This is a genomic window from Desulfosporosinus lacus DSM 15449 (assembly GCF_900129935.1).
Classification (GTDB): domain Bacteria; phylum Bacillota; class Desulfitobacteriia; order Desulfitobacteriales; family Desulfitobacteriaceae; genus Desulfosporosinus; species Desulfosporosinus lacus.
Genome location: NZ_FQXJ01000004.1, coordinates 68,905 through 92,704, shown reverse-complemented (window position 1 = coordinate 92,704; position 23,800 = coordinate 68,905). Strand labels below are relative to the sequence as shown.

At 45.7% G+C, this 23,800-nt stretch carries 22 protein-coding genes; 20 read left to right on the top strand and 2 right to left on the bottom strand.

The annotated features are described in order from the left end of the window. Positions 1-9 precede the first annotated feature (9 nt). The 7 genes from carA (at position 10) to pyrE (ending at position 7,931) form a co-directional block, all read left to right on the top strand. On the top strand, positions 10-1,116 hold the full coding sequence (carA, locus tag BUB11_RS04805; RefSeq protein WP_073028305.1) for a glutamine-hydrolyzing carbamoyl-phosphate synthase small subunit: 1,107 nt from the start codon (positions 10-12) through the stop codon (positions 1,114-1,116). Between the two features lie 2 nt (positions 1,117-1,118). Further along, positions 1,119-4,292, top strand: a complete 3,174-nt coding sequence (gene carB / locus BUB11_RS04800) for a carbamoyl-phosphate synthase large subunit (protein ID WP_073028304.1) — start codon at positions 1,119-1,121, stop codon at positions 4,290-4,292. Positions 4,293-4,294: 2 nt separating this feature from the next. Continuing rightward, on the top strand, positions 4,295-4,465 hold the full coding sequence (locus BUB11_RS27995) for a hypothetical protein (RefSeq protein WP_207650026.1): 171 nt from the start codon (positions 4,295-4,297) through the stop codon (positions 4,463-4,465). Between the two features lie 213 nt (positions 4,466-4,678). Then, positions 4,679-5,506, top strand: a complete 828-nt coding sequence (locus BUB11_RS04795) for a dihydroorotate dehydrogenase electron transfer subunit (RefSeq protein WP_073028303.1) — start codon at positions 4,679-4,681, stop codon at positions 5,504-5,506. After that, on the top strand, positions 5,493-6,413 hold the full coding sequence (locus BUB11_RS04790; protein WP_073028302.1) for a dihydroorotate dehydrogenase: 921 nt from the start codon (positions 5,493-5,495) through the stop codon (positions 6,411-6,413). The genes BUB11_RS04795 and BUB11_RS04790 overlap by 14 nt, the downstream gene beginning before the upstream one ends. 88 nt (positions 6,414-6,501) lie before the next feature. Continuing rightward, positions 6,502-7,227, top strand: coding sequence for an orotidine-5'-phosphate decarboxylase (gene pyrF, locus BUB11_RS04785; RefSeq protein WP_143187565.1), 726 nt, complete (start codon positions 6,502-6,504; stop codon positions 7,225-7,227). A gap of 98 nt (positions 7,228-7,325) precedes the next feature. Further along, positions 7,326-7,931 carry an orotate phosphoribosyltransferase gene (gene pyrE / locus BUB11_RS04780; RefSeq protein WP_073028301.1) on the top strand — a complete coding sequence of 202 codons (606 nt, stop codon included), beginning with the start codon at positions 7,326-7,328 and terminating at the stop codon, positions 7,929-7,931. Positions 7,932-8,036: 105 nt separating this feature from the next. Here the strand turns inward: pyrE and BUB11_RS04775 are convergent, their stop codons facing one another. Next, positions 8,037-8,669 carry a DUF6789 family protein gene (locus BUB11_RS04775; RefSeq protein WP_073028300.1) on the bottom strand — a complete coding sequence of 211 codons (633 nt, stop codon included), beginning with the start codon at positions 8,667-8,669 and terminating at the stop codon, positions 8,037-8,039. A 183-nt stretch (positions 8,670-8,852) separates the two neighbouring features. Here BUB11_RS04775 and BUB11_RS04770 point away from each other — a divergent pair, with 183 nt between their 5' ends. The 5 genes from BUB11_RS04770 (at position 8,853) to BUB11_RS04755 (ending at position 12,926) form a co-directional block, all read left to right on the top strand. Continuing rightward, a complete protein-coding gene (locus BUB11_RS04770; protein ID WP_073028299.1) occupies positions 8,853-10,346 on the top strand; it encodes an alkaline phosphatase family protein in 1,494 nt (497 codons plus the stop codon). A 113-nt stretch (positions 10,347-10,459) separates the two neighbouring features. Further along, the gene (locus tag BUB11_RS04765; RefSeq protein WP_084110157.1) at positions 10,460-11,146 is read left to right on the top strand and encodes a DUF1287 domain-containing protein; all 687 of its coding nucleotides are present in this window, start codon (positions 10,460-10,462) and stop codon (positions 11,144-11,146) included. Between the two features lie 71 nt (positions 11,147-11,217). Beyond that, positions 11,218-11,397 carry a hypothetical protein gene (locus BUB11_RS26845; protein WP_143187548.1) on the top strand — a complete coding sequence of 60 codons (180 nt, stop codon included), beginning with the start codon at positions 11,218-11,220 and terminating at the stop codon, positions 11,395-11,397. A gap of 195 nt (positions 11,398-11,592) precedes the next feature. Beyond that, complete coding sequence (locus BUB11_RS04760; RefSeq protein WP_073028297.1) at positions 11,593-11,982, top strand: iron chaperone; 390 nt, start codon at positions 11,593-11,595, stop codon at positions 11,980-11,982. 65 nt (positions 11,983-12,047) lie between these two features. Then, positions 12,048-12,926: a pentapeptide repeat-containing protein gene (locus BUB11_RS04755; protein WP_073028296.1), complete on the top strand. Its 879-nt coding sequence runs from the start codon at positions 12,048-12,050 to the stop codon at positions 12,924-12,926. A 68-nt stretch (positions 12,927-12,994) separates the two neighbouring features. On the opposite strand, the gene BUB11_RS04750 is transcribed toward BUB11_RS04755, so the two are convergent. Continuing rightward, positions 12,995-14,824 carry an Rqc2 family fibronectin-binding protein gene (locus BUB11_RS04750; RefSeq protein WP_073028295.1) on the bottom strand — a complete coding sequence of 610 codons (1,830 nt, stop codon included), beginning with the start codon at positions 14,822-14,824 and terminating at the stop codon, positions 12,995-12,997. 300 nt (positions 14,825-15,124) lie between these two features. Between BUB11_RS04750 and BUB11_RS04745 the strand changes: the two genes are divergently transcribed. The 8 genes from BUB11_RS04745 (at position 15,125) to metK (ending at position 23,723) form a co-directional block, all read left to right on the top strand. Continuing rightward, a complete protein-coding gene (locus BUB11_RS04745; protein WP_073028294.1) occupies positions 15,125-17,863 on the top strand; it encodes a calcium-transporting P-type ATPase, PMR1-type in 2,739 nt (912 codons plus the stop codon). Positions 17,864-18,070: 207 nt separating this feature from the next. Then, positions 18,071-18,904 carry a diaminopimelate epimerase gene (gene dapF, locus BUB11_RS04740; RefSeq protein ID WP_073028293.1) on the top strand — a complete coding sequence of 278 codons (834 nt, stop codon included), beginning with the start codon at positions 18,071-18,073 and terminating at the stop codon, positions 18,902-18,904. A 423-nt stretch (positions 18,905-19,327) separates the two neighbouring features. Beyond that, positions 19,328-20,206, top strand: coding sequence for a YicC/YloC family endoribonuclease (locus tag BUB11_RS04735; protein WP_073028292.1), 879 nt, complete (start codon positions 19,328-19,330; stop codon positions 20,204-20,206). A 13-nt stretch (positions 20,207-20,219) separates the two neighbouring features. Next, positions 20,220-20,495 carry an extracellular matrix/biofilm regulator RemA gene (remA, locus tag BUB11_RS04730; RefSeq protein ID WP_073028291.1) on the top strand — a complete coding sequence of 92 codons (276 nt, stop codon included), beginning with the start codon at positions 20,220-20,222 and terminating at the stop codon, positions 20,493-20,495. An 11-nt stretch (positions 20,496-20,506) separates the two neighbouring features. Continuing rightward, positions 20,507-21,115, top strand: coding sequence for a guanylate kinase (gmk, locus tag BUB11_RS04725; RefSeq protein WP_073028290.1), 609 nt, complete (start codon positions 20,507-20,509; stop codon positions 21,113-21,115). Continuing rightward, complete coding sequence (gene rpoZ, locus BUB11_RS04720) at positions 21,112-21,318, top strand: DNA-directed RNA polymerase subunit omega (RefSeq protein ID WP_073028289.1); 207 nt, start codon at positions 21,112-21,114, stop codon at positions 21,316-21,318. Before gmk ends, rpoZ begins: the two co-directional genes overlap by 4 nt. Further along, positions 21,318-22,532: a bifunctional phosphopantothenoylcysteine decarboxylase/phosphopantothenate--cysteine ligase CoaBC gene (coaBC, locus tag BUB11_RS04715; protein ID WP_073028288.1), complete on the top strand. Its 1,215-nt coding sequence runs from the start codon at positions 21,318-21,320 to the stop codon at positions 22,530-22,532. Before rpoZ ends, coaBC begins: the two co-directional genes overlap by 1 nt. Continuing rightward, positions 22,533-23,723: a methionine adenosyltransferase gene (gene metK, locus BUB11_RS04710; RefSeq protein ID WP_073028287.1), complete on the top strand. Its 1,191-nt coding sequence runs from the start codon at positions 22,533-22,535 to the stop codon at positions 23,721-23,723. It begins immediately after the preceding gene. The last annotated feature ends 77 nt before the right edge of the window (positions 23,724-23,800 follow it).

The following is a 23,800-nucleotide window of genomic DNA, read 5'->3' as shown; positions in this document are numbered from 1 at the left end:
GTGTCGAAGGTGGCTTATCTCGTTTTCAAGGATGGGACAACCTTTGAGGGAAAAGAGTTTGGGGAATGGTCGAAGAGTTCTGCACAGCTGAAAGAGCAGGAAGTCGTCTTCAATACGTCTATGAGTGGTTATCAAGAAATGGTCACAGATTTATCTTATGCCGGTCAGATACTGGTCTTAACTCAACCTCTAATCGGAAACTATGGCTGGCACCATGAAGAAAATGAAGCAGATAAAACTCGCTTGCAGGGACTTATCGTTCGAGAACTTTCTGAAGGTGAGGGGAGTCTGCATGGTGAGGGGTCTTTAGAGGATTATTGCCAACAGCATGGGGTTCAGGGCTTAAAGGGTGTAGATACACGAGCTTTGACCAGGTATTTAAGGCAATTTGGAACACTTCCCGGCTTATTAGTTCAAACGCAAGAGGCAGGAATAGAGTACTGGGCTAATTCCCAAAGGAAAATAGAGGATAAAAGTGAACACTGGGTCTATCGGTCAACGGTAAAAGAAGCTTATGAAATTCCAGGATCTGGTCCCTTAATCGCGGTATTGGATTTTGGAGTGAAACGAAATATTATTCGCAACCTGCAGAAGAGAGAGTTCCGAATCATAGTACTCCCCGCCAGGTCAACGGCTGAAGAAATTCTAAGACATCGGCCAAGTGGATTGGTTTTAAGCAATGGCCCCGGAGATCCGGAAGAATTGTCTGAAGGAATTGCCATGGTGCGCAAGTTGTATGATAAGTTGCCGGTTTTGGGTATCTGCTTAGGGCATCAACTCTTGGCCTTGGCCGCAGGTGGAAAAACCTATAAACTTCCCTATGGGCATCGCGGAGGAAATCATCCGGTCATCGATATTCGTTCGGGAAAAGCAACTATGACCTCCCAAAACCATGGCTACGCTGTGGAGGAAGCTTCTTTGACAGGGTCCGGTTTTGAAGTCACCTTGCGCAATCTTAATGATGGAACCGTAGAAGGGATGGAGCACTTAACTTATCCTGTTCTGTCCGTACAATTTCATCCGGAAGGCGCTCCAGGACCAGAGGAAAACGCGGAAATTTTCGACCATTTCAAGGATATTGTCTTGAGAAGTTCGACACAAAAAGGGAGACGATAAGCATGCCCAAGAAAGAGTGGAAAAAGGTTCTGGTAATTGGATCTGGCCCCATCGTAATTGGGCAGGCGGCTGAGTTTGACTACGCCGGCACGCAGGCCTGTCGAGCTCTGCGCGAAGAAGGAGTAGAGGTCATTCTGGTAAATTCCAATCCTGCCACGATTATGACGGATCGAGAAACAGCTGATAGAGTCTATATAGAACCATTGACGGTGGAATCCGTGGAACGGATTATTGAGCGGGAGCGGCCGGACGGGTTGATCCCTACTATGGGAGGGCAAACCGGGCTGAACTTGGCTTATCAGCTTGCTAAAAGAGGGGTATTGGAACGTTGTGAGGTCACCTTGATGGGGACCTCGCTTAAAAGCATTGATCAAGCAGAAGACCGAGAGAGTTTTCGGGCCTTGATGAAAGAGCTGGGTGAACCAATTCCGGAAAGTATGATTGTATCCCATGTTGAAGATGCGCTAATATTCGCCGATAAAACTGGATACCCTCTTATTGTACGGCCGGCCTTTACCTTAGGTGGAACCGGCGGAGGAATTGTCCAAAACGTTGCTGAACTTAAGCAAATTGCAGAAAGTGGCTTGCAGGCAAGTCTTATCAGTCAGATCCTCGTGGAACGGAGTGTGGCTGGTTGGAAGGAAGTTGAGTTTGAAGTCTTACGCGATGGAGTCGGAAACTGTATCACGATTTGTCATATGGAAAACATGGACCCGGTAGGAATACATACGGGGGACAGTATTGTTGTTGCGCCCTGTCAGACCTTGACGGATCGAGAGGTTCAAACCCTGCGCAGTGCGTCTTTGCGAATTGTAAATGGCTTGGGTATTGAAGGGGGCTGTAATGTCCAATTTGCACTTCATCCCTCACGAATGGAATATGTCGTGATCGAGGTCAATCCCCGTTTAAGCCGTTCCAGTGCCCTAGCTTCTAAAGCGACAGGGTATCCGATCGCTAAGGTCGCAGCTAAAATAGCTTTGGGTTATGCGCTGACAGAACTTAAAAATGCGGTTACAGGAAAAACATCAGCTTGTTTTGAACCGGCTCTAGACTACGTAGTAGTTAAATTCCCACGCTGGCCTTTTGATAAATTTACAGATGCTGACCGTCATTTAGGAACCCAGATGAAGGCAACCGGTGAAGTCATGGGTATCGGTCGGAACTTAGAAACTGCTCTGCTTAAAGCCATCCGTTCTCTCGATATAAAAGTGTATGGGGTCCGTTTGTTTGAGCTTGAGAGTCTTTCAGATGCCGAACTTAAAACTGCCTGTCTAGAACCCGATGATCGGCAGCTCTTCGTTTTTGCCGAGTGCTTAAAACGCGGCTGGACGGTGGAGTGGCTGGTTCAAGAGACAGGCTGGAATCGCTATTATTTGAATATACTCAAACGCTTAGTCGATGAGACAACGTCCATAGAAAATACCCCTTGGGATGAACAGGCATTGCTCCGTGTCAAACGGCTTGGATTTTCAGATCAAGAGATTGCTTCCCTCTGGAAGAGTACCGAAGAAGAAGTACATCAGTTTAGAATGAAGCATAGCATTCGACCCGTTTTTAAAATGGTCGATACCTGTGCAGGAGAGTTTGAAGCGACGACACCTTACTTTTATTCCAGCTATGACGTTGAGGATGAAGGGGAAGTTCATAAACTGCCCAAAGTAGTTGTCTTAGGGTCGGGCTCGATCCGAATTGGGCAGGGTATAGAATTTGACTATTGCTCCGTACATGCCGTGCTGGCCTTGAGAAAAGCGGGCTTCGAAAGTATTATTATTAATAACAATCCTGAGACGGTTTCCACAGATTTTGACACAGCTGATCGGCTCTATTTCGAGCCCTTGACCTTAGAGGATGTTTCAGAGATTTTGGACAAAGAAAAGCCCGATGGTGTAGTCGTTCAATTTGGCGGGCAGACAGCAATAGGTTTAGCAAGCGGCCTGGCAAGTCGCGGATATAAGATTTTGGGTACGACGGTTGAAGACATTGACCGGGCAGAGGAGCGCGGAACCTTTGATCGTGTTCTGCAAGAACTTGGAGCTAAGCGACCACACGGAGGCGGGGCAACGAATATGGAGCAAGTGCAACGTATTGCTCAAGAGATAGGGTTTCCTTTGGTAGTTCGCCCTTCCTATGTTTTAGGTGGACGGGCTATGGACATTGTGTATGAAGAGAAGGAATTAGAGCCTGTTATCAAGCGTGCCTTGTCCGCATCCTCAGATCAGGAGATCTGGATGGACCAATATCTGCTTGGGACTGAGGTGGAGGTTGATGCCATCTCGGATGGAGAAAACGTCTTTATCCCCGGGATTATGGAACATTTAGAGCGGGCCGGCGTTCATTCCGGAGATTCTATTGCGGTCTATCCGCCTCAAACACTGGACATAAGTATGCAAGACCGTATCATTGCTTTAACAGAATCGTTAGCACGATCCTTAAAAATCAAAGGGTTACTGAACATCCAATATGTTATTTATCATAAGGAACTCTTTGTCCTGGAAGTTAACCCTCGCTCAAGCCGTACGGTTCCCTTTTTGAGTAAAGTCACTGGAATCCCCATCGTAGACTGGGCGACCCAAGTAATCTTAGGCAGGAAATGGGAAGACATAGGGATCCCTCTCGGCCTCTGGCCAATTGGTAATCGGGTTGCCGTTAAGGCACCTGTGTTTTCCTTCTCCAAGCTTCAACGGGTCGAACCGTCCTTAGGTCCTGAGATGAAATCGACTGGTGAAGTGATGGGAATGGACAGGACCTATGAAAAGGCTCTCTACAAAGCTCTGCTAGGAGCGGGACTCTCCTTTACAACTTACGGTTCTGTGTTGATAACCTTGGCAGATCGTGATAAAGCGGAAGGGGTGGCTCTTGCTCGGCGGTTCGCTGAAATTGGGTTCCGCATCTTAGCGACAGAAGGCACAACTCGTTATCTAAAGAGTGAGGGAATAAGGGTTGAAACGATTGCTAAGTTGCATGACGGCTCGAATGAAATCATTGATGGCATCCGCAAACAAAAGATTCAATATGTCCTTAATACAACTACCCATGGTCGAGCACAGGCAAGTGACGGTTTCGCGATCCGAAGAGCAGCCGTGGAACATGGAATTCCTTGCTTTACAAGCTTAGATACCGCTGCAGCCTTGCTCCAAGTGATTGAAAGCATTTCGCCGGGTCTTTTGCCGCTGTAGAGATGTACGTGGTTCGATTATTCGTGGCCCGAATCACGAATATCGAATTGCAAACGATGATGAACGATATACAAGCTACAAGTAAGAACTATAGAACTAACGACAACGAACTGCATTTTGTATCGGATACAGTGAGGGTACGTTATCCGATCGTAAGACTCCTACTTCTTTAAGTGGGAGTGGGTCCTAGTGATCTGCTTCGGTGACGAAAGCCTCCAGTGGAAGGTTTCTCCGAGCTACCTTCCCAATAGGAAACATTTAGCGGTGAAGGAGGTAGAGTCCCCCACCGAAGACTCGATGTTCAGCTTTAGCTGGACTAGTTCACTTTAGGTTTGCGGATTTCGAACCACGAACCAAAAATATCGAACCACGAAAAGGAGGTCGCCATGCTTACCGAAGGTCAGGTAGTTGTTCACGAAAGCTTGGGGGATGAGGAGCAAAGACTCAGGAGATTGGTTCTGAAGGGACCGATCGCCCGAACTGCGCATGCAGGGCAATTCGTTGCGATCCAAGTTCAAGATTCATCCATCGCCTCATTTGATCCCTTATTGCGGCGACCCATTAGTATAGCCGGAATCTCTTCTGAACGCGACGAAATTACTTTGCTCTACCGGATTCAAGGTCGGGGAACCGAAATTCTGGCGAGAGCAAAGTGTGGAGAGAGACTAAGTGTTATGGGTCCCTTAGGAAAGGGCTTTTCTTTACCGGAAAAAGGGGAGTTGTGGTTGGTTGCCGGTGGAATTGGGATATTCCCGCTTTATCCTTTAGCTCAAAGCGCGCTGGCTCAGGGTTTGACAGTACGTTTGTTTTGGGGAGGAGAAAACAAGTCCTTTCTAGAGAGTGCTGGTCTTTCTTCCTGGAAAGACCTGGGTATTCCTCTGCAACTGAGTACGCTTGACGGAAGTCTTGGGCAGACGGGCCTCGTGACTGAGCAGGCCCAAGAGCTATTAGAGAAGTCTACTGCGAGCGGAGGCCAGATTAGGGCAGCTGCGTGCGGTCCAAAGAAGATGATGCAGGCCGTGACAGAGCTGTTTAAAAACTATAAAGTATCTGTGGAGGTTTCGCTGGAAGAACGTATGGGTTGCGCAGTTGGAGCCTGTTTGGGGTGTGTTTGCACCTTAATCGATGAAGCTGGTGTGTTGATTCATAGAAAAGTATGTCAGGACGGGCCGGTTTTTCGGGGGGAGGAGGTTGTCTGGGATGAGTCCTGTTAATTTATCAACTCAGCTTGCAGGTATAACATTAAGAAATCCAATCCTGACTTGTTCCGGTACCTATGGGTTTGGAGAGGAGTATGTAGCCTATTGTCCGCTGGAGGCATTAGGGGGAATAACCCTAAAGGGGATTACTCCCTTGCCTCGCCTGGGAAACCCTGTTCCCCGGCTGGCGGAAACACCGGCAGGGTTACTAAATGCTGTCGGGTTGGAAAACCCAGGGCTGGAAGAATTCCTAAAATCCTATCTGCCTAAGGTTCGGAAACTGCCTACTGCGGCGATTGCTAATATTTCTGGTTTTTCCCTGGAGGATTATGTGCTATTGGCTCGGGCGTTACAAAAGGATTCTGGATTAGCTGCACTGGAGGTGAACATTTCCTGCCCTAATGTTAAACATGGCGGAATGCATTTTGGCACGGATCCTCAGAGCGCGCAAGAAGTAATTGCGGCAGTGAAGGCCGAAACCGACCTTCCAGTTATCGCCAAGCTCTCGCCCAACGTCACAGATATTGTGGGGATGGCGCACGCGGTCCAACTTGGCGGAGCAGATGCTCTATCTCTCATCAATACATTGTTAGGGATGCATATTGATATAAATCACCAACGTCCTGTCTTAGCCAATACGTTTGGAGGACTTTCAGGGCCGGCCATTCGACCAGTTGCAGTGCGAATGGTTTGGCAAGTCTTTCAGGCCGTTGATTTACCGATCATTGGAATGGGCGGAATTACTACATGGCAGGATGCTGTGGAATTTATGCTTGCTGGGGCGACGGCTGTAAGTATTGGTACAGGGAATTTTGTCAATCCTCTGGCCCCCTTGGAGATTCTGCAGGGAATCCAAGACTACTGTGAAAAACGCGGACTTGCGTCTGTGCATGATTTAGTGGGATTAGCGCATAGAGCTTAGCGTTAAATAAGTATAAATTTTAGAAAACATATGTTTAACTGTGAATTACAGTATAATGAGGCCAGCCTTTGAGCTGCGGAAGTTGGAAATGGAGGGTTATCGTGTGGAAGTGATATCTAATAATCAGCGCGTCATGGCAGCCCTGGATGTTCAAGGGCGCGAGGAAGCATTAGCCATAGCTGGGACACTTCAAGGCAGCGGGTGTTGGCTTAAAGTAGGGTTGGAACTGTACGCGTATACTGGGCCGGCAATGATCCACGAATTGAAAGCTATGGGTTTCCCCATCTTTCTGGACTTGAAGCTTCACGATATACCTACAACGGTGGAACGAGCGATACGAGGATTCGTTCAATGCGGAGTTGACATGATCAATGTCCATTGCAGCGGTGGATATGACATGATGGCAAGGGCTGCCAGCGCTGTACAAGAAGAAGGAAGTAAGCTGGGAAGTGTTCCCAAGGTGATCGGAGTTACAGTTCTGACCAGTATGTCGGAAAATCAATTCAGACTAGAAATGGGAGTTCAGCGGAACATTCGTGAGCATGTTGTTGAACTGGCGAAACTAGCAGAGAAGGCAGGGCTGGATGGAGTCGTCGCTTCAGCTAGGGAGGCGAGCGATATTAGGAAAAACACAAAAGCGAATTTTTTGATTGTCACACCGGGAATTCGTCCTGCTTGGAGTGAAGCACAGGATCAAGCGCGGGTACTTACACCTACTGAGGCCTTGGCAGCCGGAAGTTCGTATCTTGTCGTTGGGAGACCCATTACCCGTTCTAAGGATCCTCGTCAAGCCTTAGAGCGACTTTGGGAATAATTAAATAGCAGGTTGAGTTAGGAATTTGCTTGCCAGAGTTCAGGATGTAGTACAGGTGAAGATTAAGGTACAGTAGAAAAAGGAGAGATTAAAAAATAATGGCGCAACTATCAAACAATAACAATATGCCACTCACACCGGATGAGTACCTGGATATATTTAGAAAAAGTGAAGCGCTGCTCGATGGACATTTCCTTTTAACCTCAGGTAAACACAGTGCTCAATATATGCAGTGTGCTCAAGTACTCCAATATCCGGATCGAGCAGCAATTCTTGCGGAAGGCCTAGCCTCTCAATTTCGGGATATGGGCGTCCAAACTGTCATAGGACCAGCAACAGGAGGGATCTTGGTGGCGCATGAAGTCGCCAAGGCCCTAGGAGTCCGCTCTCTGTTTACAGAGAGGGAAAACGGAATTATGCGTTTGCGCAGAGGTTTTACGATTTCTCCAGGGGAACGTGTTCTGGTGGTGGAAGATGTAATTACAACTGGTGGATCCGTTCGTGAGGTATTGACAGTAGTCCAAGAATTTGGAGCCACGGCGGTAGGTGTCGGGGTGCTTGTTGATCGTACAGGAGGTCAAGTTGATTTTGGGTTGCCACAGTGCTCCATTATTCAGTTGAACATCCAAGCTTTCGAAGCTCAGGAATGCCCACTGTGTGCAAAAGGTACTCCAGCTGTAAAACCAGGAAGTCGAAAAATTTAATTGTAAGTTGAAATAAAACAAGGAACAGGCTGGAAGTAATATTCCAACTGTTCCTTATCTGTCTATCCGATAGTTATTGCTTAGCTTAATAGAATCCCAGTTTAATTAAGCAGTGGGATACTTGAATTGTAGCATTTGAGAATTGGGCATTGTTGGCTCGATTTCGGATGGCAAATAAGGTTGACCATACTTGAGGTTGCTTTCGCCAGTCGTGATTTTACTTTTTGTGATCGAAGGTTGTTGGAATGCAACAGGGTTAGAAAAGTATTTAATAACTGCCGAGGTGGATATCCCATAAATCAGGTGTTGAATTAGGGCCATATAGTGGCCTTTGGTAGAGTAAGGCTTAATACTAAACAGATCCATTCTGTTTCCCAAATTATGCAGTCCTACCCAGGCTAATAAACTTATGAATGTGCCTTTAATAATAACTAAATCTTTCCCTGTTTTCTGAAGAAGTCCAGCAATTATTGACCCAATACCAGCCCCTACGGTTAAGTGCATTATCTCCCCGAACAGAGAATTTTTGAGTCTATTGCTGCGCAAGGGATGGATAACCATTGAAGATGCAATTTTCCCGAACAACAGCTTTTTCCCTAATAACACATTAAGCAATTCCATGACAATTGCCCCTAATAATCCACCGAAAAGCCCGATAATCATAGGATCTTTCATAGAGTTATTCTTCTTAAATTGGTGCAGACCGTTAACTGTTCTATTGAACCAATTGGAGTACATTTATAATTCGACCTCCTTTAACTTAGATCCTGTTTTCATATATTGCCCCAATGAGTCCGATATAATTATAAAATCCATACTCTTGGAACTCGTAAATTAGCAAGTTTTTACATCCACTAGTATCTAAAAGCGGGACAGTTTGATATACTTTATTTTATATGAAATTGATGAAGGGAGTCGATCATGAAAAAGGTAATCTTATTTGTGGTAGACTCCCTTCATCCTTCTGTTTTGGGCAGGATCCTTTCGGAAGGAAATGCCCCTGCGTTTCGTTTTTTGGTTAAACACGGGACCTGCATTGACAGGGTTATCTCCTCCTTTCCAACGATGACTCCGGTTGCTACGAGTTCCATGATCACAGGAACTTGGCCTAATCAGCATGGAGTTCCTGGGTTTATCTGGTATGATGAAGAGATAAGGAAGATCGTGGATTACGGAGCTACTTGGCAAAGCATCCTAAAGATTGGTTTAGAGAAAGTTCTCCGCAACTTATTACTTAGTCTCAATGAAGATCACCTGAATACCAAAACCCCAACCTTGTATGAAGAACTGGAAGCAGGCGGTTACAGTACAGGGAATATTAATTTTTTTATGCATCGAGCGAGACACACTTACCTAACGAAAGTTCCATTTTCATTAGCCTTAGGGACTGGGTTTCGTCTCAATCGAGAAGATGTTTCGGGTCCCTCGCACTTAACCTTAGGTCAGCTTATCCATCCCCCTTTCTCAGGAAGGGCAGGAGCCTATCCGAGAGGGCCTTTTCATCGCTTTGGTTTTAATGATACCTTTTCCGGAACAATTGCGGCACAACTTGTCCGAGAACGACAACAGCCTGATTTCATGGTTGTTTACTTTCCGGATAATGATAAATATTCACACCAACATGGCCCTTTGCGCTCGGGATTTTCCATTGAGTATGCAGACCAACAAGTGGCATCAGTCCTAGATGAGTTCGGTACTTGGGAAAAAGCATTAGAGGAAAACGTAATTATTGTCACGGGAGACCATGCCCAGTCAACTGTTGGCTTAGGAAAAGAGTACCTGATTGATTTAGATAGTGCCTTAAAGTCGTTTAAGCGATTAAAAGCTACGGAAGAAGCAAGCGGAGAAGATAATAGGCATGAGATTGCCATTTGTCCAAATGAGCGGATGGCTTTTATTTACATTCTGCAGAAAAAAGATGATCTTTTGCCAGAGGTAGTGGGTATCTTGGCAAAAGATCCACGCAACGCTCAAATTAGCTGGAAAGTCTCTGAAAATAAATTTTGCGTTGTTCAAGGCGGGACGGAAAAACAACTTTCCTTTTCTCGCAGGGGTCCTTTTCGAGATGTTTATGGTCAAACCTGGTCCTATGAAGGGGACATATCTGTGGTTGATGCTCGAGTATTAAGCGAACAAATTATATTCGGGAAGTTTCCGGATGCATTTAATCGTTTAATATCAGCCCTTGAGGCGCGAGGGGGAAGCCGAATTGCCGTTTCAGCGGTCCTGGGGTATGAATATTTTGCCGTCGGGGCACCTATTCACCCAGGAGGAGGGAGCCATGGGTCACTAGAGGAAGAAGATTCGACGGTGCCGATGATCGTTGCGGGCATGCCGGTTGAATTTGACCACGCGAGAATTATTGATCTGTACCCTATGATTCTTAATCATTTTGGATTAGGATCCAAGATATAGTTACAGCGTCGTACAATCCTTGGCGGGCGTTCTAATCTCGAAAGTCCCGTTCGAGTTGTGGCCAGCGGTCAAGGGTTTGGTGTTAGCCAAGTTTTCTGGCAGGAGGAGAGATTTTGAGGAAATGGTTTTATTGGGTACCGCTGATTTTGGTGATTGGCGGTGTCGTGAACGGGGTCTTGTTGTTAGGGAAAACACCCCATTTTAAAAGTTCAATTCCTTTCTTGCCCACCGTTAAAGTTCCTGTCATTGCTTGTCCAATTGACAAGGATGAGGATGGTTTAAACGACCTGGAAGATATTGTGGCTGGTGCAAAAGCCGAGGTAGAAAGAAAACCGCAGTATCGCAGTGCCTATTATCAAAAGGGCTATCCGCCAGAAAGTGAAGGCGTCTGTACGGATGTTGTATGGCGAGCATTTCGAGATGCGGGCTATGACCTGAAGGGGTTAGTGGATCAAGATATTCGGGCCAATATTGGTAAGTATTCTCGCATAGAGGGTAAGCCAGACCCGAATATTGATTTTCGTAGAGTACCTAATCTCATAGTCTTTTTTCAGAGAAATGCCCAGGAATTAACTCTCGAGGTCAAGCCAGAGGATGTAGAGAATCTAACGCTTTGGCAGGCAGGGGACATTGTGACCTACGGTCCGCCCCATGAGCATATTGTCATTGTATCTGATAAACGCAGACCTGACGGCGTGCCATATATTCTCCATAACGCGGGACCTATACCTTGTGAATCCGATCAATTACAGAGCTGGCCTTCTCAGATGACAGGGCATTTTCGCTTTCCGAAGTTCTAGACTTGACAGCAACGAAATCTGGGGTGGTGGACAAACAGCTGATTTAAACCCTTCCATTTTAAACTTGGCAATTGCCAAGTTTAAAATGGAAGGGTTTAAATCAACAGGAATTTGCTTATGCCAACGTCTATCCGGAACAAGTTGGTTGGCAGGAACCCCAGGGAGAAATGATCTTCAACTCGAACCATCCTTGGGAACCAGCTACTGGAGCCAATTCGGACAAAAGTGACTTCCAGCTTGTATCTTGCTAATTACTATTAATCATGAGACTCTTGGGTTACCTCCTTAGAATATTCGAATCAGAATGGTATTTACCTTAAGATTATTATAGACTACATAGCGGGAATACTAAATAAGTTACATTCTCCGGAGAAAATTGTTTCTTAAAAGATGCTATATCTAAGAAGATTGTTAAAACTGCTGAAGGTTTATGAAAAGGAGAAATCATGGAAGCGAAAAAAACGGCCTATGAATCCATTGACGAATATATTTTGAAATTCCCTCCCGAGATTCAGGAAATTCTTAAAATCCTAAGAAAAGTTATCCAAGACTCAGCACCAGATGCAAAAGAAAAGATAAGTTATCAAATGCCTACTTTTTTCTTACAAGGAAACTTAGTACATTTTGCTGCTTATAAAAATCATATAGGATTTTATCCAGCTCCTAGTGGAATTGAGGCGTTTAAAGAAGAATTATCGGAATATAAACTTTCAAAAGGGTCAATACAATTTCCGATAGAAAAGCCGCTGCCTTATCAATTAATTAGCGAGATAGTTAAATTTAGAGTCATGGAGAATATAAAACGAGCAGAGAGCAAATTGAAGAAGACGAAATAATTGAGAATAGAGATAAATCTATATAATTAAAATTCGTACAAAATAAGTTAAGGAGGGAAGAATAGTTGTCCGAGAATCACGAGTATTCAGTATCCTTCCCAGAAAAGAATCGCCAAAATTTGCGAGCTGACTGCGAAACCTGTTTCGGTTTGTGCTGTGTGGCTTTGTACTTTTCTGCTTCGGAAGGCTTCCCAAACAACAAAGAGGCAGGTCAAGCTTGCCTTAACCTGCAACCAGACTTTCGTTGCAACATTCACAAAAATCTCAGAGAGCTAGGCCTTAAAGGGTGCACTGCATTTGACTGCTTTGGAGCTGGTCAAAAGGTTTCGCAAGTCAGCTTTGGTGGACACGACTGGCGGAAAGTCCCGGAATCTGCGAATCAAATGTTCAAGGTGTTCTTAATCATGCGGCAACTCCATGAGTTACTTTGGTATCTGACTGAAACGCTAACACTACAACCAGCTCGTCCTATTCATGGCGCGCTCAGTTCAATGCTCGCTAAGACGGAACTCCTCACTCACCTCAGTCCGGATTCTCTCGAAGAACTGGACGTTTCAGCACATCGAGCTGAAGTTAATACTCTGCTTTTAAAGACCAGTGAACTTGTGCGAACCGAAGCTCGTCGTGGGCAGAAGGTTCATTCGCAACGCCGGAAGACCTTCGGTCGAGGAGCTTGTCTTATTGCTGCTGATCTTAGAAAAGTGGACCTTAGAGGAGCCAACTTGAGAGGAGCCTGCCTTATTACGGCTAACCTTAGCGGAACAGACTTGAGTGGAACTGATTTAATCGGGGCTGATTTCCGAGATGCTAATCTCAGAGGAGCTGACTTCACCAAGAGTATCTTTCTCACGCAAGCTCAACTCAACGTAGCGAAGGGTGATACTGGCACAAAGATACCCTTGTCACTCAATCGCCCAGAGCACTGGGAACATCCATATGTATGAAGCATTCAGATACAAGGAGCAGAAATCAGTACTGATTTCTGCTCCTTGTATCTCTTTATGATCTAAATCTAAAACTCTTCACTGTCCAGCAACCGCTCCAAGATCTCTTGTTTTGGCGTGAGGTATAAAGTCCAGTTCTGGTCGTAAACTACCATTCCGGGTTTGGCAGAGTTAGGCTTCTTAAGCTGTTTGACATGAGTATAATCGACAGCGACTTGAGATGAACCGCGTGCTTGGCTGTAATAGATTGCCAGGGCGGCTGCCTCTTCGAGAGTAGCATCGTCTGGGAACTCTTCTCCTTCCTCGAGGGGAATCAGAACGTGAGAACCGGGGATCACTTTGGTGTGTAGCCAAAGATCGTTTGGTTTTCCTTTGCGTAACGATAACCAATCATTTTGAGCGTTGTTTTTTCCGACAAAAATGACACGGTCTTGGCTGGAACGATAAACTCGGGGCTGAGGAGATTCCTTGGGGGATTTTGCTTTGGCCTTGGCATTCAATTTTGTGCGGCCTTTTTTAGCGGGGATTTCCTTTTTTAGATGTTTGCCAGCAACATACCCTTGTCCCGCAAGTTCGACATGAATTTCATCAAGCTCTTTAAGAGAAGAAGCTTGATCTAGATTGTACCGCAAGGTCTCGAGGTAGTTAATCTCCTCGAGCGTGTTTTCTTTGAGCTCTTTTGTTTTAAGCAAAGTCGTCTTAGCTTTGTTATAGAGTTTGTAATAGCGTTGAGCGTTGTCAATAGCACTTATATGAGGATTAAGAGGAATGACTGCGGAAGGTGCTGAGGGATCATAGTAGTCCTCTAGGATGGCCTCGGACGCTCCGGACGGAATTCGGTAGAGGTTTGCGGTAAGGAGTTCGCCCCATCTTTGATACGCTAAACCGTTTTGCGCATTGGCTTCTGCTTCATTGTATATTTTAAGCTTCTTGCGGGTGTGGGTGTACTGTTCCTGGACAATCTTTCGCAAAGAACCTCTTTTAGATTCAAGGGAGTTGTTACCGGATTTAGATTGATAAAAGCTCTGGATAGCATCATTCAAAGATGGAAACCGTTCGATTCTTAACTCCTGGTATTGCTGGAAAGGGACAAAACTAAAAGCGACAAGTTGGGGTCGGGGTGCCGAGTTGTAATACAAGCAAGGCTGGGTCTCGGGAAAACCCTCGGGGTTGGATAGCCTTCGATAAGCTTGGAAAAGCCTTGAAAGATCAATATCCCCGCACTGCTGGAGAAGGGTTTCAGTGTTCGATCCGGCTTGGATGACGATTTCCCGTGCCAATTCCGGGCTGATCCCTGCAAAACGAGCGAGGAGTATGCCGGTTATGGGTCGATCTATCGCTTCCTCGTAAAGGGTTTGTCGCCAAAGCTCTTCATCTTCTAGCGGAGGTTGTTTGCCTTGAGAGGGAGGAGTCAGATATGGTCGACCGGGCAATACTTCTCGATAGTGGCTGAGGGCGTGTGAATACCTTTTTAGACCATCGAGAATGGTATTTGTCGAGGGGTCAACCAAGATAAGATTGCTGTGTTTTCCCATGATTTCTAAGTGAAGATGCAATGAGACTAAATCCCCTCGGTCGTTGTAATTTTGGAACTCAAAGGTGACGACACGTTCTAACTCACTTTGTTGGAGACTGACGAGTTTACCGCCTTCGAGGTGCTTGCGCAAAATCATGCAAAACATAGGCGGGGAGGTTGGATTTTTTTTGTTTTCCTGTGTGAGATGGAAGCGGGGGGATGTGGCACTTGCACTAAGCAGGAGCCGCCTGGATCCCTGCTGTCGTAATTGGAAATGGACTTCTTCCTTTTCTGGTTGAAAAATTTTATCAATACGTGCTCCGATCAGCAGTGGAGCAAGCTCTTTAACTAAATAGGCGAGGGTTACACCATCTAACGCCATCCTGATTACATCCTTTCAACATTGAGTCACTTTTTAGTATAACACACTTGTTTTGCTGAGGCATTTTTCCATACTTTTAGGAATAAGCATGTACTATAAAAGGGACAAAGCCTCTTATCAGTTGACTAATCCTTAAATTGAAGTTCAAAGTTCGAAATATGGGGTGCAAATACGAATATCAATGAGGAAATATAGTCACCGGTGAGCTCTGCAATGCTGAGGCTTCTGATGAAGTTTTATACTCTTGCAGAAGAAGGTTTCCTTTATAACGGTTTATTAAGCAAAAGGAGGAAAAAGGGCATGCGGCAACAGGCGTGGCATGTGTTGCCTTGGCTTGACGTGGCCAAGGCATTGGAGGTACATCCGACAAAGGGGTTAAATGTTAAAGAGGTTCGGCGTCGGTTACAGGAGTTTGGAAACAATGTCCTGGCGGTAAAAAAGGGGACTCACCCAGTATTTTTGTTTCTCGGACAATTCAAAGACTTTATGGTGTTAGTCTTACTAGCGGCCACAGTAGTCTCTGGACTTTTAGGCGAGATCGCGGATGCTGTCACGATCTTAGCAATTCTCATAATTAATGCAGTTTTAGGTTTCGTTCAGGAGTTTCGTGCGGAACGTTCCATGGAATCCCTCCGTTCCCTTACTGCTCCTGAAGCGCGAGTGTTACGGGAAGGCATGGAACAAAGGATTCCAGCTTCAGATGTTGTGCCGGGAGACATTGTGCTTCTGGATACGGGAGATCGCATTCCGGCAGATGTTCGTTGGATTCAGGCAGTTAATATGCAAGTGGAAGAGTCTGCTTTGACTGGAGAGTCTCATCCTGTGACTAAAAGTATTTCCCCTCTTCAGGATGAATTCACACCCATGGCAGATCGGCAAAACATGGGGTATATGGGGACAGCAATCGTCAATGGCCGAGGAGCTGGCGTTGTTGTGGCTACGGGAATGGATACGGAGATGGGCGTCATCGCCGGAATGATCCAGAGTGTGGAAGACGAAGAAACTCCTTTGCAAAAACGTTTGGCAGAGCTGGGCAAATGGTTGGTGCTGATCAGTTTTCTGGTCTGTGCTGCTGTAGTGGTTACCGGGATTTTAAGAGGTGAAGATTTCTATAAGATGTTTTTCACTGGCGTGTCTTTAGCAGTGGCTGCTATTCCAGAAGGCCTGCCAGCTATTGTCACAGTCGCTTTGGCTGTTGGGGTACAACGCATGGTTAAACGGCAAGCAATCATACGGAAACTTCCCGCTGTAGAAACCTTAGGTTGTGCGACGGTAATCTGTTCTGATAAGACGGGAACATTAACTCAGAATGAAATGACCGTACGCCAAATCTATTCGGATGGACGAAGGATTTCAGTTTCTGGAGAAGGGTACGACCCCAAAGGGGAGTTCCAGGGCGCGGATCCAGAAAAAGAACGTGATCCGCTTAATGCAGCGTTAAAGATTGCAGCACTTTGCAATAATTCAACCTTGACCAAGAAAGGGGTTCAAGTTGCCGGACTCTTTCGGTCTAAAGGTAAGGATGCTCCTTGGGGTATTGAAGGAGATCCGACAGAGGGAGCAATTTTGGTGGCTGCGGCTAAGGCGGGGATATGGCGTGAAGTTTTGGAACGAAAGCAAAAGCGAATCGGCGAGTTGCCCTTTGATTCGGACAGAAAACGTATGAGTGTTGTATATGAGACGAAACAAGGGCGCAAGGCTTATGTCAAAGGGGCCCCGGACATGGTGTTGCGACTTTGCCAGCAAGAGATGACCCGGCAAGGAGTTGCAGAACTGTCTAATGAACGTAAGAAAAGTATCATGCGGGCCAATGATGAAATGGCTAGGCATGCTCTCCGAGTCTTGGCTGTTGCCGAAAAACCGTTGGCAGATTCGGAATTGCTCGATGAGAATGTAGAACAAGGATTGACGTTTGTCGGACTGCTGGGAATGATTGATCCACCGCGAGCCAGTGCAGTGAAAGCAATTAGAGTTTGTCGGCAGGCCGGAATTAAACCGGTCATGATCACGGGGGATCATCGTTTAACCGCAGAAGCCGTCGCTCATGAATTAGGGATTTTGCGTGGAGCTGGCGGCGGGGTTATATCAGGAATGGAACTTGAGCGAACGTCTGATCAAGAATTAAGCGAGCGGATCATGGATATTTCAGTGTTTGCTCGAGTGACACCGAAGGATAAGCTTAGAATTGTACGTGCCTATAAAAAGCGAGGTCAAGTAGTCGCTATGACAGGGGACGGAGTTAATGATGCGCCGGCGGTTAAAGAAGCCGATATTGGGGTTGCCATGGGAAAAACAGGGACGGATGTAACCAAGGAAGCTTCATCAATGGTCTTGGGAGATGATAACTTCGCAACGATCGTGGCTGCCGTGGAAGAGGGTCGGGGAATTTACGACAATATTCGGAAGTTTATTCGTTACTTACTTTCTTGTAACCTTGGAGAAGTGTTGACAATGTTTTTGGCAACACTTGTGGGCTTACCCCTCCCGTTGCTTCCTATTCAGATCTTATGGGTTAATCTAGTCACAGATGGATTGCCTGCTATGGCATTAGGGGTGGATGGTGCTGAGCCTGGCATTATGAATCGTCCGCCGAGGAAACCGGGTGAGAGTATATTTGCACGGGGATTAGCTTCGAAAATTGCTGTAAGAGGGACATTTATCGGACTTGGTACGCTCTTTGTCTTTGTAGCTGCGCTCTTTATGGGGGTCAATATGTTAGGTGCCCGAACAATGGCCTTTTCAACTCTGGTGTTTTCCCAATTGTTTCATGTCTTTGATTGCCGATCTGAAGAACGAGGTATCTTTGAAGTGGGAATCTTCACAAATCTCTATCTTGTGGGAGCAGTGCTTGTCTCAACTGTCATGCAACTTTGTGTGATATATGTGACCCCGCTGCAAGCGATCTTTAAGACTGCACCCTTAGTGGGGTGGCAATGGGTTCTTATTCTGTGTGTAGCAGGTGGACCGTCCGTTTTGATCGGCTTTGCAAGGCTTCTAAAAAACAGTTGGCAAGGAAAGACGGTCATCGCCAAGGGATAATTTCTTGGTTCAATTGGTTGACCCACTTCAGCTTGCGTAGTATTCTTTTAGGGAGGATATTACATAGGATATAAAAACATACTTTAGATGGAGTTTTTACTCCATCTAAAGTTTTGGCTGGATCTATTTAAACGGATTACGTTTGATTCGATATGGCTTTCGAACGACGAATATGGAATATCGAACATCGATTTAGGGGGCGAAGGTATGGAATTCATAAAAATGCACGGTTTGGGGAATGATTTCGTTTTTTTGGATTATTTCGCTGTTTCAAATGTGGAGGTGGATTATCCTGAATTGGCAAAGAAGCTCTGCCACCGTCAATTTGGAATAGGAGGGGACGGATTAGTCGTTGTATTACCTTCGAAAGTTGCCGATGCCAGGATGCGTATATTTAATCAGGATGGCTCGGAGCCTGAAATGTGCGGTAATGGCATACGCTGTTTTGCACGATATGTATATGATCAAGGGATTGTAAGTACTAACCCAATGCTGGTGGAAACTGGAGCGGGTATCTTAAAGCTTAATCTATATATTAATGAGGGCCAAGTACAAGGAGTACAGGTCGATATGGGTGAGCCCATTTTGCGGGCTGATCTCATTCCAGTGCTAGGAGAAGGAGAGCCGGTAGTGGGGCAGTCAATTGAAGTGTTAGGCCAAACCTACCTATATACTGCCGTTTCTATGGGGAATCCTCACTGTGTTGTCTTTGTAGAGGATTATTCTACCCTGGACTTTGAACATGTTGGTCCGGCGATTGAAAAACATCCACTCTTTCCACGTAAAACCAATGTCGAGTTTATTCAAGTCAATTCTTCTCGGGAGCTGACCATGAAAGTTTGGGAGCGGGGGGCGGGACCAACTCTGGCCTGTGGGACAGGCGCCTGCGCTGCTGCAGTTGCCGCTGTGCTTAACAATAAGACCGAGCGTGCTGTGACCGTCCATCTGCCTGGTGGAGACCTGCTTATTGAGTGGGACACAGATAACCATGTCTACATGACGGGGCCTGGAACTTATGTATTTAAGGGTGAATGGTTGTAGTTTGCAGATCAGCAGAGCAACTATAACCTGATTTTACCTAAAATCCAAGTAAATGAGGCTGTTAACAAACTACTTTTTCTGTTTGTTACAGTCTCATTTTTGTCCAATTGTAAGACTTCGACTTCAAGTGGAAGTTGGCCCCCGTACTCTGCTTCGGTTGGGGGAGAGTTCCCCGCCGAAGACTCGATGTTCAGCTTTAGCGTGATGAGTCACTTACTAATCTGACTGTCATAGGTTATGAATTTTGTTTTGGTTTTCTAAAGTTAAGCAACTTGGAATAATTTCGCTCAGATTAATAATTGATTACTGGGGCAGAAAATGACTCGCAAACGGATATATGTAAAATATGGTACAATGATATAATCAATTAAATTAATTAGGAGGTGACTAACCCAGTAGAACGATAATTAAACTGGGTTACATATGGCGAATAGTATGACTGGATTTGGACGTGGAGAGGCTAGTGGAAGCGGTTATCAAATTTCTATTGAGCTTAAATCCGTGAATCATCGGTTCTTGGAAGTTATGGTTAGAATGCCAAGAAATTTTAGCAGTTTTGAGGAAAGAATTCGTAAAACGTTACAAGAAAAGTTCCAACGCGGTCGGATTGAAGTGCATGTTAATGTGGTGGAAACAGAAGAACGAAAGAGATTGGTGAAGGTTGACAATGATTTAGCGCTGTCGTATGATAAGACATTGAAAGATCTCGCTTTAGCTCTACATACAGTGTATGAAACCGATATTTATCGTTTAGTCAACTTTCCAGAGGTTCTTTCGGTAGTGGAGCCTGAAATTGATCTTGATGCTTTATGGGAGACGTGTGCTAAGGCACTTTTGAAAGCAACTGATGGATTTGGGCAAATGCGTCGTTCTGAAGGAGAAAAATTAACGACGGATCTTCTGCAAAGGATTGATTTTCTTACCGAGTATTTGCACACTATTTCCGAGCGAGCACCATATGTTGTAACAGACCACCAAGAACGCTTACAGGAACGCCTCCAGACGCTTCTTGGTGAGGTTGAATTGGATGGGGTCCGATTGGCGAACGAAGTAGTGTACTTTGCGGATCGCGCATCAATCACAGAAGAGTTGGTTCGATTTGACAGCCATCTGGCTCAAAGCCGAGAGGCCTTGCGAAGCAGCGAGTCCGTGGGACGGAAACTTGATTTTTTAGTTCAGGAAATGAACCGGGAGATTAATACCATAGGTTCAAAGGCTAATGATTTAAAGATTGGGCAACAGGTGATAAGAGTCAAAAGTGAACTGGAAAAAGTGCGCGAGCAAATTCAGAATTTAGAGTAATGGAGGATTCAGCTTGGACATAAAGCTCATTAACATTGGGTTTGGCAATATTGTATCTGCCAACCGTATTATCTCGATTGTCAGTCCGGAATCCGCCCCGATCAAACGTATTATTCAAGAAGCGCGTGATGCGGGCATGCTCATTGATGCTACTTATGGTCGGCGTACACGTGCCGTGATTATCTGCGACAGCCATCATGTAATTCTGTCTGCAGTTCAGCCTGAAACAGTGGCTCATCGTCTTTCGGCTAAAGAGTCAAGCAGTCACGTAGAAGACCCGGCAGATTAGAGGTGGAGCGTGTGGAACAAAGTCATGGATTATTAATAATCCTTTCAGGCCCTTCTGGGGCAGGAAAGGGGACACTTTGCCAAGAGTTGCTCCGTCAGTTGCCTGATTTAAAATATTCCGTCTCGATGACGACTAGGTCCTCTCGTCCCGGTGAAGTGGATGGAATTCATTATTTTTTTCGCGAGAAGGCAGAATTTGAAGCCCTGATTAATGGGGATGAGCTGTTGGAATGGGCACAGTTTTGTGATAACTATTATGGAACACCGCGCTTTGCAGTTGAACAAGCGATTCAAGCAGGGCAAGATGTTATTTTAGAGATCGAAATTCAAGGGGCATTACAAGTCAAAAAGCGGTTTCCTCAAGGGGTTTTCACCTTTATCGTCCCGCCGTCTATGGATGTTCTCGCTGAGAGAATTCATAAACGGGGAACGGAGAGTGAGGAAGTCATTCAGAAACGGTTAGCTACTGCAATACAGGAACTGGAATATGTAAGTGAATATGATTACGTCGTCATTAATGATGAAGTTCCTGCGGCTGTCGATAAACTAAAGAGTATTCTCGTAGCAGAAAAATGTCGAGTTAAACGAAAACCGTTTGTTTTTAAGGGGGAAGCGATATGAAACAACCTTCACTGGATATTCTAATGAGTAAGGTGGACAGCAAGTACACCTTGGTCAAAGTGGTTGCCAAGCGGGCACGCACGATAATGGAAGAAGCAAAACACGAGGATTTAGCCAAGGGGGTAAAACCAGTAAGTATTTCACTTGAGGAGATTTCTCATTCAGATCTCAATTACGAATGTACTCCTGAAGAGAGTGTGTAATGTTTGCAGGAAGAAAGATCCTCGTGGGAGTCACAGGCGGGATCGCAGCCTACAAGGCAGCTGAAGTTGTCAGTCGTTTGCGTAAGTTGAACATTGAAGTACACGTCGCCATGACGAAGTCTGCTACTGAATTTATTGCCCCTCTTACCCTGCGGAGCCTCTCCGCAAATCCAGTATATGTGGATCTGTTTGACGAGCCTAAATTGTGGAATGTTGAGCATATCGCTTTGGCAGAGCATGTCGATGCAGTCATCGTTGCTCCTGCCACAGCCAATATATTAGCCAAGATGGCAACAGGGATAGCGGATGATTTTCTTTCGACGGTTCTTTTAGCGACTCGCTCACCGATTTACGTAGCACCGGCCATGAACCATGCAATGTATCATCATCCAGCTACACAAAAAAATCTGACCCGGCTCGAAGAACGCGGGATCAAGATTATTGGCCCTGGCACAGGGTTTCAAGCGTGTGGCACGGAAGGAGACGGACGGATGAGTGAAGCGGTAGAAATCGTAGAAACGATAACTCAGTTGTTCTCTAAGTCGGATTGCTTAAAGGGGAAGAGGGCTCTCGTGACAGCTGGCGGTACTCAAGAACCGCTTGATCCGGTTCGCTATCTTGGGAATCGGAGTTCGGGACGAATGGGATATGCTGTCGCTCAGGCGTTACAGGAAGCTGGTGCAGAGACCATTCTGGTCAGTGCACCTACAGATTTGCCTACCCCGCATGGAGTTTCACGCGTCTCAGTACAGACGGCTCTTGAAATGTATGATGCAGTCCTTGCGAATTTCCCCAACATGGATGTTATCGTTAAGGCAGCGGCGGTTGCGGATTATCGTCCGGCAAGTCAATCGGAGCAAAAAATTAAAAAGGATGGGACAAATCGTATGATTGAGTTAGTCCCCAATCCAGATATATTAGCCGAACTTGGGCGAAGGAAAACCTCCCAAGTTCTGATTGGGTTTGCAGCTGAGACTGAGAATCTCTTAGCTAACGCCCAAGAAAAAATGCACAGGAAGAATGTCAACCTCCTGGTAGCTAATGATGTCACCAAGCCGGGTGCCGGCTTCGGCAGTCCAACGAACATTGTCAGTTTTCTCTTTCCCGATGGAAGAAGAATAGATTTCCCTAAAATGAGCAAACTGGAGGTTGCACGGAATCTCGTGGGTGAGATTGCCAACCTCCTCGGTGACTGCAACAAAGGAGTGAAGTAATTGGTTAAAAAATTATTTACATCTGAATCTGTGACAGAGGGACATCCCGATAAGATCTGTGATCAGATTTCCGATGCTATCTTGGATGCAATTTATGCGTTAGATCCTAATGCGCGAGTAGCTTGTGAAACGACTGTAACGACAGGATTAGTTCTTGTCAGTGGCGAGATCACGACTTCGTGCTATGTGGATATTCCACATGTAGTGAGAGAGACAGTGCGAGAAGTGGGTTATACTCGGGCCAAATATGGCTTTGATGCAGATACTTGCGCAGTTTTAACTTCGATCGGAGAACAATCTGCGGACATCGCTTTAGGTGTGGATCGGGCCTTGGAAGCAAAAACCGGCGAAATGACTGAAAGTGATATTGAGTCAATAGGAGCCGGTGATCAGGGTATGATGTTCGGCTTTGCGACGAACGAAACTGAAAGCTATATGCCCCTTCCTATTGATTTAGCTCACCGTTTAGCACGGAGATTGAGTGAAATGAGAAAATCAAATCATTTGAACTACCTGCGCCCAGACGGTAAAACTCAGGTTACTGTGGAATATGAGGATAACAAACCGATTCGAGTGGACACTATCGTCATCTCCACTCAGCATCACCCGGATGTGACAAATGAGCAAATTCGCAGAGATTTACTGCAATATGTGGTGTACCCCACTGTTCCTAAAGAGCTCTTAGATGAAGAGACTAAGTATTTTATCAACCCAACGGGACGTTTTGTTATTGGAGGTCCACAAGGGGATTGCGGGCTAACCGGCCGAAAAATTATTGTTGACACATATGGCGGGATGGCTCGTCATGGTGGAGGTGCATTCTCCGGAAAAGACCCCACAAAGGTAGACCGTTCCGCGGCTTATGCAGCTCGTTATGTGGCAAAGAATGTTGTTGCAGCAGGGTTGGCAGACCGTTGCGAACTTCAAATTGCTTATGCCATCGGTGTAGCGCGGCCAGTATCTGTCTCGATTGAGACGTTTGGCACAGGAAAGCTTCCGGATGAAAAAATCGTTGAGTTTATCGGACAGACATTTGACCTGCGTCCCGCGGGTATTATTAAAGCATTAGATCTGCGTCGCCCGATTTATCGCCAGACGGCAGCTTATGGGCATTTTGGAAGAACGGATCTCGATCTCCCCTGGGAAAGAACGGATAAGGTCGAAGTCTTGAGAAAGCTTGCTGGTTTGTAATTAACTGTTTGAGGCTGTAAGTTAACAATAGTTGCTTTATAAATAAGTGAATAAATACAAAAGAAGGTAGGTGAAGA

Bases quoted from the DNA above. Each gene is read 5' to 3' on its own strand.
- carB (WP_073028304.1), top strand. From the start codon at position 1,119: ATGCCCAAGAAAGAGTGGAAAAAGGTTCTGGTAATTGGATCTGGCCCC.
- BUB11_RS27995 (WP_207650026.1), top strand. From the start codon at position 4,295: ATGTACGTGGTTCGATTATTCGTGGCCCGAATCACGAATATCGAATTG.
- BUB11_RS04795 (WP_073028303.1), top strand. From the start codon at position 4,679: ATGCTTACCGAAGGTCAGGTAGTTGTTCACGAAAGCTTGGGGGATGAG.
- BUB11_RS04790 (WP_073028302.1), top strand. From the start codon at position 5,493: ATGAGTCCTGTTAATTTATCAACTCAGCTTGCAGGTATAACATTAAGA.
- pyrF (WP_143187565.1), top strand. From the start codon at position 6,502: ATGGAGGGTTATCGTGTGGAAGTGATATCTAATAATCAGCGCGTCATG.
- pyrE (WP_073028301.1), top strand. From the start codon at position 7,326: ATGGCGCAACTATCAAACAATAACAATATGCCACTCACACCGGATGAG.
- BUB11_RS04775 (WP_073028300.1), bottom strand. From the start codon at position 8,669: ATGTACTCCAATTGGTTCAATAGAACAGTTAACGGTCTGCACCAATTT.
- BUB11_RS04770 (WP_073028299.1), top strand. From the start codon at position 8,853: ATGAAAAAGGTAATCTTATTTGTGGTAGACTCCCTTCATCCTTCTGTT.
- BUB11_RS04760 (WP_073028297.1), top strand. From the start codon at position 11,593: ATGGAAGCGAAAAAAACGGCCTATGAATCCATTGACGAATATATTTTG.
- BUB11_RS04750 (WP_073028295.1), bottom strand. From the start codon at position 14,824: ATGGCGTTAGATGGTGTAACCCTCGCCTATTTAGTTAAAGAGCTTGCT.
- BUB11_RS04745 (WP_073028294.1), top strand. From the start codon at position 15,125: ATGCGGCAACAGGCGTGGCATGTGTTGCCTTGGCTTGACGTGGCCAAG.
- dapF (WP_073028293.1), top strand. From the start codon at position 18,071: ATGGAATTCATAAAAATGCACGGTTTGGGGAATGATTTCGTTTTTTTG.
- BUB11_RS04735 (WP_073028292.1), top strand. From the start codon at position 19,328: ATGGCGAATAGTATGACTGGATTTGGACGTGGAGAGGCTAGTGGAAGC.
- rpoZ (WP_073028289.1), top strand. From the start codon at position 21,112: ATGAAACAACCTTCACTGGATATTCTAATGAGTAAGGTGGACAGCAAG.
- coaBC (WP_073028288.1), top strand. From the start codon at position 21,318: ATGTTTGCAGGAAGAAAGATCCTCGTGGGAGTCACAGGCGGGATCGCA.